The sequence below is a fragment of the Actinoallomurus sp. NPDC050550 genome, from assembly GCF_040655075.1.
In the GTDB taxonomy this organism is placed as follows: Bacteria; Actinomycetota; Actinomycetes; order Streptosporangiales; family Streptosporangiaceae; genus Actinoallomurus.
Window position 1 is genome coordinate 190,056 of record NZ_JBFAJC010000017.1, and the last position, 14,418, is coordinate 204,473.

Annotated in this window: 9 protein-coding genes; 6 read left to right on the plus strand and 3 right to left on the minus strand. The window is 71.4% G+C overall.

Features of this window, described 5'->3' with window-relative positions; translation table 11 throughout:
• The first annotated feature begins 34 nt into the window (after positions 1–34).
• On the plus strand, positions 35–1,003 hold the full coding sequence (locus AB0I04_RS24230) for a YihY/virulence factor BrkB family protein (protein WP_360888369.1): 969 nt from the start codon (positions 35–37) through the stop codon (positions 1,001–1,003).
• Between the two features lie 230 nt (positions 1,004–1,233).
• Positions 1,234–2,967: a gamma-glutamyltransferase family protein gene (locus tag AB0I04_RS24235; RefSeq protein WP_360888406.1), complete on the plus strand. Its 1,734-nt coding sequence runs from the start codon at positions 1,234–1,236 to the stop codon at positions 2,965–2,967.
• A gap of 88 nt (positions 2,968–3,055) precedes the next feature.
• Here the strand turns inward: AB0I04_RS24235 and AB0I04_RS24240 are convergent, their stop codons facing one another.
• The gene (locus tag AB0I04_RS24240) at positions 3,056–4,414 is read right to left on the minus strand and encodes a serine/threonine-protein kinase (protein ID WP_360888371.1); all 1,359 of its coding nucleotides are present in this window, start codon (positions 4,412–4,414) and stop codon (positions 3,056–3,058) included.
• A gap of 156 nt (positions 4,415–4,570) precedes the next feature.
• Complete coding sequence (locus tag AB0I04_RS24245) at positions 4,571–5,287, minus strand: SRPBCC family protein (RefSeq protein WP_360888374.1); 717 nt, start codon at positions 5,285–5,287, stop codon at positions 4,571–4,573.
• 158 nt (positions 5,288–5,445) lie between these two features.
• Here AB0I04_RS24245 and AB0I04_RS24250 point away from each other — a divergent pair, with 158 nt between their 5' ends.
• Entirely contained in the window at positions 5,446–6,087 is a 642-nt protein-coding gene (locus AB0I04_RS24250) for a TetR/AcrR family transcriptional regulator (RefSeq protein ID WP_360888377.1), read from the plus strand.
• A gap of 373 nt (positions 6,088–6,460) precedes the next feature.
• Entirely contained in the window at positions 6,461–8,413 is a 1,953-nt protein-coding gene (locus AB0I04_RS24255; RefSeq protein ID WP_360888380.1) for a DUF6461 domain-containing protein, read from the plus strand.
• Positions 8,414–8,604: 191 nt separating this feature from the next.
• On the opposite strand, the gene AB0I04_RS24260 is transcribed toward AB0I04_RS24255, so the two are convergent.
• Entirely contained in the window at positions 8,605–9,885 is a 1,281-nt protein-coding gene (locus tag AB0I04_RS24260; protein WP_360888382.1) for a S8 family serine peptidase, read from the minus strand.
• Between the two features lie 179 nt (positions 9,886–10,064).
• Here AB0I04_RS24260 and AB0I04_RS24265 point away from each other — a divergent pair, with 179 nt between their 5' ends.
• Both AB0I04_RS24265 and AB0I04_RS24270 read left to right on the plus strand, forming a co-directional pair.
• Complete coding sequence (locus tag AB0I04_RS24265; RefSeq protein ID WP_360888385.1) at positions 10,065–13,376, plus strand: right-handed parallel beta-helix repeat-containing protein; 3,312 nt, start codon at positions 10,065–10,067, stop codon at positions 13,374–13,376.
• A 244-nt stretch (positions 13,377–13,620) separates the two neighbouring features.
• Entirely contained in the window at positions 13,621–14,163 is a 543-nt protein-coding gene (locus AB0I04_RS24270; RefSeq protein WP_360888388.1) for a sigma-70 family RNA polymerase sigma factor, read from the plus strand.
• Positions 14,164–14,418 lie beyond the last annotated feature (255 nt).

The window sequence follows — 14,418 nt, forward strand, 5'->3', positions numbered from 1 at the left end:
CGCGGTGACCGTCCGCACCCGTATCGTCTCACCCGTGTCTGAAGATCGGCGACATATCCGGATTGCACTGTTCCTCAGGAGGATCCTGCACGCCCAGGCGATGCGCCGGGCCATTGCCGGGCCTGAGGGCTACGCCCTGCGCGACTGGGTCATCCTGCTCCGCCGGGTGCGCGGCGAGGCGAAGGAGGACAACCTGCCGCTGATAGCCGCGGGTGTCACCTTCTGGATCACCCTGTCGATCGTCCCGCTGACCGTCGGCGTGATCGCGGTGTGCGCGCTGGTGATCACCCCCACGCAGATCGACGAGCAGCTCGCGCCGCTGACCGACGTGCTCCCGCCGCTTCTCGGCAGGCTGCTGTCGGGCCAGGCGCGCGACGCGGCCGCAATGAGCGGCCAGGGACTCACGCTCCGGCTGATCGTCGCTCTGGCCGGCGTGCTGTGGACCTGCTCGCGCGCCTTCGAGGCGCTGATCAGCGGCCTGCACGTCGTCATCGACGAGCAGGAAACGCGTGGCTTCCTCCGCAAGAAGCTCATCGCGCTCGGGCTCGCGGCGGGCGCGCTGGTCACCGTGCTGGCGGCGTTCGCCATCGTCGCCGCCGTGCCGCACGCCCGGCTGCACAGCGTCGACCGCGTCCTCAGCCTCGGTGTCCGCTTCATGATGCTCGCGGTGCTGACGATGGCCGGCCTGATCCTGCTGTACCGGTACGGGCCCGACCGCAAGAAGGCGGACTGGCACGCGGTGCGGTGGGGCGCGGGCATCGCGATGACGGCGTGGCTCACCATGTCGATCGCGCTGGCCGTGTACGACAGTGGGAAGAGCGGGGACAGCGCGACGTACGGCGCGCTCGCCGGGGCGGCGGCGCTGGCGAGCTGGCTGTACCTGTCGACCTACATCATCCTCTTCGGCGCCGAGGCCAACGCGGAGATCGAGAAGGACCTCGGCCGGCGCGCCCTGCTGGGTGAGCAGCCAAAAGAACCGCAACAGCCGCTCGCATCAGCCTGACGGACCTTTCGGCCTGGTCACCAGCGTGATCAACGAATACCATCACGCTGCACAACCCCAGTTCAGGCTTTCGCCGAGGCGATCAGGCAGGGCGACCCGGAGAAGGTACGGGTGGCGATGATGGAGCATCTCTCCCGCGTCAGGGATCCGCGGGTGGCCGCGTTCCCGCGCGACCATGAGGAAGGCTGAGCGTGTTCACCACCCGTCCTGAGCTGGCCGGCGACTTCGGCATGGTGGCGAGCACCCATTGGCTCGCGTCCGCCGCCGGGATGAGCGTCCTCGAACGCGGTGGCAACGCGTTCGACGCGGCCGTCACCGCCGGATTCGTCCTGCAGGTCGTCGAACCCGACCTGAACGGCCCCGGCGGCGAGGTGCCGATCCTGCTGTGGAGCGAGGAGGACGGGAAGGTGTCCGCCGTGTGCGGGCAGGGCACCGCGCCCGCCGCCGCCACGATCGACCGGTTCACCGGGCTCGGTCTGGACGTCGTCCCCGGCACCGGGCTTCTCGCGGCGACGGTGCCGGGCGCGTTCGGCGGGTGGCTGCTCCTGCTGGAGCGCTGGGGGACCTGGACCCTGGCGGACGTGCTGGAGCCCGCCATCTCCTACGCCGAGCACGGGTTCCCCGTCGTTGACGGGATCGCCGCCACGATCGGCGCGGTCGCCGAGATGCTCATCGACGACTGGCCGACCTCCTCGGCCGTCTGGCTGCCGGACGGCCGGCCGCCGCGCCCCGGATCACGGCTGGCCAACCCCGGCCTGGCCGCCACCTATCGGCGGATCGTCGCGGAGGTCCGTACGGCGTCGAGCACCCGCGAAGGGCAGATCGCCGCCGCCCGCGACGCCTGGTACCGCGGGTTCGTCGCGGAGGCGATCACGAGGTTCTGCGCCGAGACCGCCTGGCGCGACAGCTCCGGACGCGCCCACGGCGGCCTGCTGACCGGCGACGACCTCGCGTCCTGGGAGGCGACCGCCGAAGACCCGCTCGGCTATGACTACCACGGCCACACGGTCTACAAAACGGGGCCGTGGGGGCAGGGCCCGGTCTTCCTCCAGCAGCTCGCCCTGCTGTCGGGCTTCGACCTGGACGCGGCCGGGCACCTGTCCGCCGACTACGTCCACACGGTCGTCGAGTGCGCGAAGCTCGCCTTCGCCGACCGGGAGGCGTGGTACGGCGACCCGGATTTCACCGACGTGCCGATGAAGACGCTGCTCGGCGACGCGTACAACGAGTCACGGCGTTCGCTCGTGGGCGCCACCGCGAGCCACGACCTGCGTCCGGGACGTCCGGACGGGCGCGACGCGGTGCTTCCGGCACGCGGTGAGGCGGCGATCCCGGTGACCGGGGGAGTGGGCGAGCCGACCGTCCGGGCGGACGGGCGCGTGCGCGGCGACACGTGCCATCTGGACGTGGTCGACAGGCACGGCAACATGGTGTCCGCGACGCCCAGCGGAGGCTGGCTGCAGAGCTCGCCTCTCATCCCCGACCTCGGCTTCTGCCTCGGCACCCGGGCGCAGATGTTCTGGCTGGAGCCCGGCCTGCCCAGCTCGCTGCGTCCCGGCGCGCGACCCCGTACGACTCTGTCGCCCTCGTTCGCGCTGCGGGACGGGCGGCCGTGGCTCGCGTTCGGGACACCGGGCGGCGACCAGCAGGACCAGTGGAGCCTGAACTTCTTCCTGTCGGTCGTCCACGGCGGGCTGAACCTCCAGGAGGCGATCGACGCGCCGACGTTCCACTCGGTCCACTTCCCGAGCTCGTTCTTTCCCCGCGAAGCACAACCCGGCGTGATGCTCATCGAGGACCGGGCCGACCCCGCGGTCGTCGCGGAACTCCGCCGGCGCGGCCACACCGTACGAACGCCGGGCCCGTGGTCGCTCGGCCGTCTCAGCGCGGTCGCGCGGGACGGCGGCTTCCTGCGGGCCGCGGCGAACCCGCGCGGCGCCCAGGGCTACGCCGTCGGCCGGTGAAACCGCCGGCCGACGGCGTTGGTGTGTTGAAGGAGGTCGTATGAACGCGAGCTGGGGGCCAGATGCACAGCACAGGCCGGGCGGTGGTTCAGGCGACCTCAATCTGCACGAGAGTCTTGTCGTTCTGGAGTTCCACCTCGACCTGGATGACGCCGGGCGGGCGGACGGGCTTGACCCCGAGGATGCAACTCCGGCCGTCCGGTGACAGCATGCGGCTGCTCACAGCCGCGATGCCGGGCTTTCTCATCAGCCACTCTCTTACAGCCTCGCACGTGCCCATATCGGCGGGGGTATACCTCTCGGAGCATCCGCCGCTGCACGTGCGGGTGGCTGTGAGCTCCACTCGTGCTCTGCCTCCACCAACGTTCTTCTCGGCCGTCCTGGTGTAGCCGCTCGGCGTTCCCAGGGCCTTGGCGATGCGAAGGTTGTCGTCGTACGCGGAGTCCGTTCTGGCAAAGAAGACGAACGCGGCCACCGCCGCGGTCATGGCTGCGACCACCGCCGCGATGGCCGGCGCGACCCAGCGGGGTCTCCGGCCCCGCGCCGCCGGTGACCCGGGTGCCGGAGCCGTGGGTGCCATGAGCGGCTGTTGGAACGGCGGCTGGTGAGGCAGTTGGGCGGGTGCGGGTTGACCGGAGCTGAGCTGCGTGAGCATCGCGTAGAGGTGGTCGATGGTCGGCCGCTGGGCGGGGTCTTTGCGGAGAAGACGGCTGACCACTGGTTCCAGGGGGCCCGCGTGCATTGCGGGCGCGGGGTCTTCGGTCGCGACGGCGACGAAGACTGCTCCAGTACTCGTACCGGTGAACGGAGGGCGGCCTTCCACGGCGGTGTAGAGGGTCGCGCCCAGTGACCACAGGTCGGACTCGGCGGTGGCCGGCAGACCGCGTACCTGTTCGGGAGACATGAAGGCGGGCGTTCCCACGACTTTCCCCGAGCGGGTCAGGGTGTCGTCGCCGTCGACGGCGACGATGCCGAAGTCGGTCAGGACGACCCGATTGCCTTCCAGCAGAACGTTGGCGGGCTTGATGTCGCGATGAGTGATACCCGCCTGATGTGCTGCACGAAGCGCGTCCAGCATCTGCAGGCCGATCCCGGCGACCTGCTGGGGTGCAAGCGGCCCTTGCGCTTTGAGGAGATCACCCAGGGACCCGCCGTGCACCAACTCCATGACGATCCAGGGGCGTTCGTCATCGCCGGTGACCAGATCGTGGACGGTGATGATGCCAGGGTGCTTCAGCCGCGCGGCGGCGCGCGCCTCCCGATCCAGCCGTGCGAGCCAGATCTGCCGCTGGGCGTCGTCCAGATGCTCGGGGAGCCGGAGCTCCTTGATGGCCACGTCCCGGTTCAGTTGCTCGTCGCGAGCATGCCAGACGGAGCCCATGCCGCCCTGCCCCAGCAGACCGGTCAGCCGGTACCGATGAGCAAGGACGTGGCCAAGATCTTCCACGTGCCGACCCTAGCCACCCCGCGACCTGGCAGACAACTGCGTCTATCAGAAAGCTCTCGTGGAACCGTTTGCGGGTGTGGCCTTTGCCCCGGTTGTTGGGTCGGCGGATGTATCGGTGGTGGACGTCGGTGGCACTGGCCGGGTCGGCCGTTCGGCTCAGTGGGAGCGGGCTTCGGCGGCGGCTTTGAGGTCGGCCAGCCAGGCGTCGAGGCCTGGTGCGAGGTAAGTGATGGCGGTGGCCGGGTCGGTCTCGATCTGATCGCCGGTCCAGCTTTCTTCGGTGCGGACGAGGACACCGCCTTTGACCTTGATGAAGTTCCAGACGTGGACGCCCCGGTCGATGCGCAGGCCTTCGCCGATCGCGGGTCCGGTCCAGCGGATGCACTGGTCGTGCTTGACCTGCTGGACGGTGGAGGTGATGACCAGGGTGGTGGCGGGCGTCGTGGGTGTGGCGGGGGCCGGAGTGGTCCACTGGAACCGCGAACCCTTCCGCAGCGCTCCGGGGTCCAGCCGCTTCATGCTGGTGACGGCCGTCTGCCAGGAGGGCCACCCTGTCACGTCGGTGTGCAGCTTCCAGACGGTGCTCAGCGGCGCCTTGATGAAGGTCTCGGTCCGGTGGTGGAGCTGGGCAGTGGGATCGATGCCGTGGCCCAGGCAGGTCAGCGACTCCCGCGGAGTGGCGTGGCCGGACGTCGCGCTTTGGCCGGCGGTGGCGGCATGAGCCGGTACGGCGGCGGTGGCGCCGAGCAGTCCGGCGGCGGCCAGCGGGATCGCGAGCAGGGCGGAGCGCAGGCGAGCCTGCGAGCCAGGGGAGCGTGTGGTGCTGCTCGGGGTCTGCGGGTTCGGTGAGGTGAACGGGTTGGTGGCGATCACGGCTCTTCTCCTCGTTCCTTGGCTGGATCGGCGACTATGACTTAGTGCCTATCACTTTAGTTATAGGCTATAACGACACTTCGTTGAGAAGCAATAGTAAACGTGAGGGCTTCTAACTAGACTTCGACGATGTCACGCTGATCGGGAGGGAGTGGCTGATGACGGACCCAGGTGGGCAGAGCCCGCGGGAGCGCTACCGGGCTCAGGTGCGCATGGAGATCAAGCAACACGCGTGGGAGCAGATCGCCGTGGAGGGAGTGTCGGCGCTGTCGCTCAACGCGATCGCCAAACAGATGGGCATGAGCGGCCCTGCCCTGTACCGGTACTTCGCCGGCCGCGACGAGTTGATCACCGCGCTCATCCGCGACGCGTACCGAAGTCTCGCCGACACCGTCCGAGCGTCGTTCGACTCCGGTGCTGACCTGGCCGGGTTGGCTCGCGTCATCCGGGAGTGGGCCCGGAGCGACCCGCACCGGTACTTCCTCATCTACGGCACGCCCGTCCCCGGCTACCAGGCACCCGAAGACACTACGGCGATCTCGTTCGAGGTCATGGCAGTGCTGCTCGAGGCCTGCGGCGCGCCATCGATGGGCGAACCGGCGACCCCGCTCGACGCCCACCTCGAAAACCACCGACAGTGGGTCGGCGGCCACCCGGCAGCGGCCGCGACCCTGCATCGCGCCCTGTCCTTCTGGACCCGCCTGCACGGCGTACTATCGCTCGAACTCGCCGGCCACTTCACGGGAATGGAGTTCGACCCCGGCCTGCTGATCGCCGACGAACTGAACGCTCTACCGTGATCGACCTGTCGGTGCAGCGCTTCCGGTGCACGGCGACCGCCTGCCCGCGGCGCACGTTCGCCGAGCAGATCGACTACCGCACTGCTGATAGGAGCCTGCGGAGTCACGCTCGTCACCGCCCTGCCCACCGCCACACGCACCAGCGACATCGCCGGCACCGTGACGATGGCCTCGCTCGGCCTCGCCGTCGGCCTGATCCGCAGCGCATAAGCGCATCGGGGCGCACAGGGACTGCCTGAAAAAAGAAAGTCGGCTCTGTCCCGGTTCGGCGACGTCGCCGGCGCGTGAACCGTTCCCCCTTCCTCTCCGTATGCGGAATTGACCACATGAATGGGCGTCGCCGTCTTTCCACCCATGTGAAGCGGAGATATCTGTGCAGGAATTGATCCAGTTCAACCGGCTTGGCGACGGTGAATCGCTCACATCGCCGGCCGGCCGGTTCGCGCTGCGGTACGACGCCGACGGCGTCGCGACCGTCACGGACGAGGGCACCGGAGAGGTCTGGTGGCGGGCCGGGGATCCGGACCGGCCGGTCGTGGGACGGCTGCTCCTCGGTATCGGCGGGGCGGTCCAGGTCGAGGCTCCCGAGGACGGCCACGAGGTCGTATGGCGTTCCGGCTACGCGGCGCCGGACGCCCGCGCGCTCGTCCTCACCGACGACGGTGACTTCGAACTCCTCGACGGGCAACGCGTGCGGCTGCTGAACTCGCGCACCGGCCCGGTGGAGTCGGCGGCCCTGGGAGACGCGGCGTCCGTCGCCGCGATCACCGGCGACCGTTACCTGGTGCGGGAGGGCGGCAAGAGACGCCACACCGTGGCCCGGAACCCCGACGGCTCGCTGCAGGTCAGCATGAGCGCGCGCGGCTACGGCTGGAGCCACACGCTCCTCGCCTCGCTGGTCCAGTGGATGGAGCGGCAATCGGACACGCTCCTGACCTGGCGGATCCTCCCGTACGGCGACCGCAAGACCCGGGACCTGTGCCTGGTGAACACCGAGGGGGAGCCGCTCTGGCGCGACAATATGCGCGACATGCCGGCGGTGCCCCCGCCGGCCCGCCCGCACGTGTACGGCGGCCCGGAGCTGGGACGCGGCGGGCGGCTGCGGCACCAGTCGCTCACCTCGATCTCGGGCGTGTACACCCTCGTGCACCAGGACGACGGGAACCTGGTGCTGTATTACAACCCGGAGCACCGGGCGGTCTGGGCGACGGACACGTCGTGGGCCGGCGACGGCTGGACCGACCTGACCGAGGCCGGCGAACTCGTCGTCCGCAACCTGTGCGGGGGAGCGGTCTGGCGGTCGGGCACGGCGGGCTCGGGCGCGCAGTGGCTCGTCGTCGACGACGACGGCGGCATCGCGCTGCTCGACGACGCGGGCACCGCGGTCTGGGAGGTCAGGACCGGGCCGCACGCCCCGGCGCCGGTGGCCGACGTGGCGCGGGGATCGGTGCTGCGGCGCGGCGAGACGCTGCGGCGTCAGTCCCTCACCTCCGCCGACGGCGGCACGGTGCTGGCCCACCGCGACGACTGCCGGATCGTGCTGTACGGCGAGGACGGGCGCTGGCTCTGGGACGGCTACTTCGGGGGCGACGGCCGTGCCCACCTCACGCTCGACGACGACGGCATGCTCCGCGTGCGCGCCGACGACGGCGCGCCGGTAATGGACCTGGGCGGGCCGGGCGACGAACTGGTCGTGGAGCACGAGCACGTCGTGCTGCGCCGCGAGGACGGAACCGTCGTCTGGCGCGACGGCGAACCGGTCCCGCAGGCTGAAGAGCCGCAAGAGGACTACGCCTCGTGGCTGGAGCGGCTGGACGACCAGGCGTACTGCGTGACCGTCATCCACGACATCGGGCCGGATGAGGCGTTGCGACGCCTCGGCGCCGAGCCGTCGCAGGTCACCACCGGCACGTGGTCCGATCTGCTGGAGCGCGCCGACCTGGAGGAGGCCGAGCCGAACACGGCCGTGGCCGCCTTCGCGCTCGGCCCGCACGCGCTGCTCGTGGAGAGCAACGGGTGGCGCGCGGTCAACGACTCGGGTCTCTCGGCGGGCACCTTCGCGGTGTCCAGCTATATGAGCATCAACGCGGACTTCTCGTTCATCGTCCACCGCGACGGCGAGGTGGTCGACGACCTCGGGGAGAGTGGAGACGGGGAGGTGAACTCGCCCGAGGCGCGGCGCGCGCTGGAGGAGATGGGGTCCGAGGACGTCCTGGACACCGCGTTCGAGCATGACATCGAGCTGCTGTGCCGCGTCGCCGGCGTCCGGCCGACGGCCGCCGACGTGACCGGAACCGCCCGCCTGGCGATCCTCGACGAGGAGTGACCGGCCGCCGGCGATGACGCACCACGGGGCCGGGAGACGCGAACCCCGATTCCGTGGCGCCGTCGCGAGGGCCGCCCGTCGCGAGGGCCGCCCGTCACGCGGGACAGCCCGGAGCGGGGCATCGGCGGATCCAGGGTGAACTGGCCGGTCTCGGCCATCACGCCCGCGCCCGCGAGGCGCGGGCGCGTGGCTCACAGACCGTCGGAGACGGTCTCCCCACCCTCCTCGGGCCCGGCCGGGCGCCAGCGGCGGGCCCGGCCACGCGGGACGACCACGGCGGCGGCGGCCACCAGCGCCACCAGGCCGCCACCCACCGCCGCGACGACCAGGGCTCGGCCGCGCGGGGCGTCGGAAGCGGACGCGGGTATCCGGACGGCAGGTCCGGACAGCGGCGCCGGGCGGGCGGTGGCCGCGGACGAGACGGCGGACACCGCGGCGTACGGGTCCAGCACCGGGACCGCCGCCGGATAGGCGGATACGACCAGCCGCCGGGCGACCTCGGCGGCGGTGAGCCGGGGCTCGTACGCCCGGACGAGCGCCGCCGTCCCCGCCACGTTGGCCGCCGCCAGCGACGATCCGGAGCCGATGAAGTGCCCGGCGCCCTTCGGGCCGATGCTCACCACGGCGTCGCCGGGCGCGAGCAGGTCGGCGGCGAAGACGCTCGGGGCGTTCTTCGGCCGTCCGCCATCCTGCCCGTAGTCCACGACCGAGAGCACCTGCGGGATGAAGGCGGGGAAATAAGGTTGGTCCTGCGGAGCGCTCGACGTGGCTCCGTTCCCCGTCGCCGCACCGGTGCCGCCGTCGGTGGAAGGGACCGCGTCCGGCACGGCGGGCGCGACCACGAGGACGTCCTTGCGGGTGGCGTAGTCGACGGCGGCCGTCAGCTCGTCTCTGCCCGTGGTCAGTGCGGCGCCGACGTAGACGACACCGGCCCCGGCGTCGACCGCGGAGCGGATGCCCGCCGCGACCGCGCCGGGAGCGGGCTCACCGCGGCTTCCGGTGCCGCGTACGGCGAGGATGTGGGCCTGGGGTGCGACCCCGCCGCCCGTCGCGTCGTCGGCGCTGCCGGCGATCAGGCCCGCGGCGAAGGTGCCGTGGCCGACGCAGTCGTTGCCCGCGTCGTCCGGAGCGGAGACCCGGCCGGCCAGCGCGGAGGCGTCCGGGGCCACGCCGGTGTCCACGACCGCGACGGTGACTCCGGCGCCCTGGCTGAGCTGGCGCACCCGGGACAGGCTCAGCGCGCTCACCGTCCACGGGTGCGCGTGCGCCTGCGTGGACGAGGCGCCGGTACAGGGCTGGCCGGAGGCGAGCGCCGACGGCATCACCGGCAGGCCGACCGCGGTGGGCGCGGCGGCGGGCCGTCGCCGGTACGCGGTGGCCGACGCGGCTCCGGGCAGAGCGGAGACCGCGAGTGTGAGGGCGGCGACGGCCAGCGAGGCGACGGCGCGCGCACGTCGAGGGACACGTCGCATGCGCTTCAGCCTAAGGGCGCCGTCTTGTCGTTTTCTTGTCGTCGTAGGCAATCGTCTCCGCAGGTCCGCCCGGAGCCGTGGAAGGGTGTCAAGCGGTCCGTCTGAGCGGCATGATGGACGGCGTCGCTCACAATAGCGTCGACCTACAGCATCACACCGCCTTCGAGGAGGACCCCCGCGTGTCTCGGCAGTTGCTCACGGTCTCCCCAGACGGACCGGGTTACCGGACGATCGAGGAGGCGCTGGCCGCAGCACGCACCGGGTCCGTCATCCGGATCCGGCCGGGCCGGTACGCCGAGAGCCTTGTCATCCGCACCCGGGTCACCATCGTGGCCGAAGGCGAGCGGGGCAGCGTGGAGATCTGCCCCCGCAGCGGAACGGCGGTGATGCTGCTGACGGACGCCGTGATGCTCACCGACCTCACGCTGCGCGGCGGCGGCGATGACGTGCCGGTGGTGGACGCCGCGCACGGCCAGGTCGCCATGGAGGGCTGCACCGTGGCCGGTTCCGGCTGGACCGCGATCCTCGCCCGTGGCATCGGTTCGCTGGCCATCCGGGGCTGCCGCATCACCAACGCCGAGGGCGCGGGCATCGTGGACAGCGCAGAGACGGCCAGCGTCATCGAGGACTGCCTGATCGAGAACCTCGGCACCTCCGCCGTCGTCCTGGGCGAGAAGTCCCGTTCCGTCGTCCGCGGCTGCCGGATGCGCGACGCGCGCGGCAACGGCGTGCTGGCCAACGGCGAGGCGCAGGGCACGATCGAGGACTGCCACATCGCCACGACCTCCAAGCCGGCCATCGCCCTGGAGGGCGACAGCTCCACCAGGATCGTGCGCACCAACGTACGCGACTGCGCGGTGGGCGTGTACGTCACCAGCGGCTCGCGCCCGGTGCTGGAGGACGTCTCGGTCAGTGACATCACCTCCGGACCCGGCATCGTGCTGGCCGGCGGCGCGGACCCGCTGCTGCGGCGCTGCCGTACGGGCCGTACGAAGGACAACGGGTTGGCGGTCACCGAACGCTCCCGCGGCACGTTCGAGGAGTGCGAGTTCAGCGGCTCGTCCGTATCGGCGATCAAGGTGGTGGGGACCAGTTCGCCCACGCTCACCGCCACCACGGTCCGCGAGTGCGCGGACGCGTCCGGGGCGGTGCTGCTGGCCGAGGACTCCGTGGCCGAGTTCGACCGGCTGGAGGTGGTGGACGCCGGCGGCACCGGGATCGCGGTACGCTCCGGCGCGAACCCGCACATCCGGTATGCGACGATCACCGCGCCGGGCGGGATCGGCGTGGAGATCGCTGATGACGGGCGCGGGCGGCTGGAGCACTGCGTCGTCGACCGGGCGGTCGGCGTCGCCGTACGCGTCGGCGGCGGGGCCAACGTCTCCTTCCGCGACTGCGCCCTCCGGTCGGCCGGCGACGCGGGCATCGCCGTCGAGTCCGGCGGCATGGGCGTCATCCTGGACTGCGAGGTGACCGGGAGCGGCGCCTCGGGCGTGGTCGTCCGCGACGGCGGTGACGTGACCCTGACCCGTGCCCGGGTCAGCGGCTCCGGCGCGCACGGCGTGTTGCTGTCGGCCGGGGCGCGGGCCACGCTCGACGCCTGTGAGCTGTCCGCGAGCCTCGGCGACGGCATCCGGGTCGACACCGCCGAGGTGGTCTCCGTCATCGGCTGCGCCGTACGCGACAACCGCGGCGCGGGCCTGCGTCAGCCCCGTCCGGGCGGGCGGCTGACCGTACGCGACCTGGAGAGCTCCGGCAACGCCGCGGCCGACTCCTGGGGGGTCGAGGCGGACGAGGGCGCAGCCCTGGGGGCGCAGGACGAGCGCGAGGAGACCCCGGCGGCCAAGCCTTCAGGACCGCTGGAGGAGCTGGACGCCCTCGTCGGCTTGGAGGGCGTCAAGCGGCAGGTGCGCACGCTGGTCAACCTCAACCAGATGTCACAGCGCCGGGCCCGGCTCGGCATGCCCGTGCCCCCGATGAGCCGGCACCTGATCTTCGCCGGCCCGCCCGGCACCGGCAAGACCACGGTCGCCCGGCTGTACGGCGGCATCCTCACCGAGCTGGGCGTGCTGCGCAGTGGGCACCTGGTCGAGGTGGCCCGCGCCGACCTGGTCGCCCAGTACGTCGGCGCGACGGCCATCAAGACCACGGAGGCGTTCAACGAGGCCCTTGGCGGTGTGCTCTTCATCGACGAGGCGTACACCTTGGTCTCGGATGGGAAGAACGACTTCGGCCGGGAGGCCATCGACACGTTGGTGAAGCTCATGGAGGATCACCGCGATGACGTCGCGGTGGTGGCGGCCGGGTACACCGACGAGATGCAGGCGTTCCTGTCCGCCAACCCCGGCATGGCCTCGCGGTTCAGCCGGACCATCGAATTCACCAACTACTCGGCCGACGAGCTTGTCACGATCACCGAGAACATGTGCAGGAGCCACCGGTACGAGTTGGACCCGCGCACCCGGCGGGCGCTCGTCGCGCACTACGAGCGAATGCCGCGCGGTGCCACGTTCGGAAACGGCCGCGCGGCACGCGGTGTCTTCGAGGAGATGGTCGACCGCCAGGCGTTCCGCCTCGCCGCGATGAACGACCCGGCCGAGAGCGACCTGTCGCTGCTCCTGCCCGAGGACGTCAGCGACGACGCCGCGCGGACGACCGAGACCTCCGCCGACCGCGAGACCCTCCTGGCCCGCCTCGCCGGCATGATCGGCCTTGGTGCCGTGAAGCGCGAGGTCAAGGACATGGTCGACCTGCTCGCCGCGGCCAAGCAGCGGGAGGCCGCCGGGCTGCCCGCGCCCAACATCAGCCGGCACCTGGTCTTCACCGGCTCGCCCGGCACCGGCAAGACCACGGTGGCCCGGCTCTACGCCGATCTGCTGCACGCCCTCGGCGTGCTGCCCCGCGGGCAGCTCGTGGAGGTGGCGCGCGCGGACCTGGTGGGCCGTTACGTCGGTCATACCGCGCAACTCACCCGGGAGGTGTTCCAGAGCGCGCTGGGCGGTGTGCTGTTCATCGACGAGGCCTACACGCTCACCCCGGAGGGCTCGGGGAACGACTTCGGCCGCGAGGCGGTGGAGACGCTCCTGAAGCTGATGGAGGACCACCGGGACGAGGTCGTCGTCATTGTCGCGGGCTACACCGAGGAGATGCGGCGTTTCCTCGATTCCAACCCGGGCCTGGCCTCCCGGTTCTCCCGCCACGTGGAGTTCGAGGACTACAGCACCGACGAGCTGGTCGAGATCATGCGCAGCCAGGCCGCCGCCAACGGGTACGAATGCGCCCCCGAGACCGTCGACGCGCTGCGGACGTACGTGGACGCCATCCCACGCGACCGCGCCTTCGGCAACGCGCGGCTGGCCCGGCAGCTGCTGGAGACGATGATGACCCGCCAGGCGCGGCGGCTCGGCGGGATGAGTTCCCCTGATGTGTCGGACCTTCGGTCGCTGGTGCCCGGGGACATTCCGGCCGCGAACACCCCAAGCCCGCACTGACCTGCGGGGAGGCGATCCCCGACGGGGCGGCAAGCCGACGGCAAGCACGTACCAAGACCGAAGACCGACCCTGGCTGTGATGTCACCGGTCGCGTCAGGAAGCCGATGCGGCCCGTCCTGGACGAGCAGATGGGGTCGCCTTCATATGACGCGCAGTCAGGTGCTGAATCGGCCGCTGAATCGGACCACCGTCGCGGACCGCCCGGCGCCCGCACCGCGCGGTCGAGACGTGGCGGAGCGGCCGGTGCACGCGCCGCGTGGACCGGTGCCGGGGCCGAACGCCGTACGGGACGACGCCTTCTCCCGCACGCTCTACGAGAGGCACGGCACGGCCCTGTACAGCTTCGCCATCAAGCTCTGCGACGGTGACCGGCACCGGGCCGAGGACGTTGTCCAGGAGACCGCCGTACGCGCCTGGCAGCACCAGGGCATCCTGGACCCGACCACCGACCGGATCCGCACGTGGCTGTTCACCGTCGCGCACCGCATCGTCATCGATCACCATCGGGCCCGGCAGGCCCGGCCGAGGGAGGTCGGAGAGGAGCCCACCGAGTCGGCCGCTCCAGACCCCGCCGAGCGCGTCGTCACCGTGCGGGTGCTGCGGGAGGCCATGGCCGACCTCACCGAAAGCCAGCGCGAGGTCCTGATCTACACCCACTACCTCGACCACAGTGTGGATCAGACCGCGCGGGCGCTCGGCCTCGCGCCCGGCACCGTCAAGTCCCGCGCCCACTACGCCATCCGCGCGCTCCGGGAGGCGCTGCGGGACCGCGCGCTGCTCGACTGAGATACAGCCGGCCGGGGCCCCTGATCTCGCGGCTGCGGAGTCGAACCCGCGGATACCGCACCCTGCGGCGTGCTGCGAGGGCCACCCCCGTCCCTCGCGCCCGCGTCCTCCGCAGCCGCGACCACCCTGTCCCCACCAACCTGAGCAGGACGGCCGACCGACGCGATCGCCGTCACCGAGAACACCGCGCTCGGCTACGTGTGCACCACACATATCCGCTTCCTGGATCGCGTCGAGCTACGCGAGGGACGCTGG

Bases quoted from the DNA above. Each gene is read 5' to 3' on its own strand.
- AB0I04_RS24235 (WP_360888406.1), top strand. From the start codon at position 1,234: ATGGTGGCGAGCACCCATTGGCTCGCGTCCGCCGCCGGGATGAGCGTC.
- AB0I04_RS24250 (WP_360888377.1), top strand. From the start codon at position 5,446: ATGACGGACCCAGGTGGGCAGAGCCCGCGGGAGCGCTACCGGGCTCAG.
- AB0I04_RS24260 (WP_360888382.1), bottom strand. From the start codon at position 9,885: ATGCGACGTGTCCCTCGACGTGCGCGCGCCGTCGCCTCGCTGGCCGTC.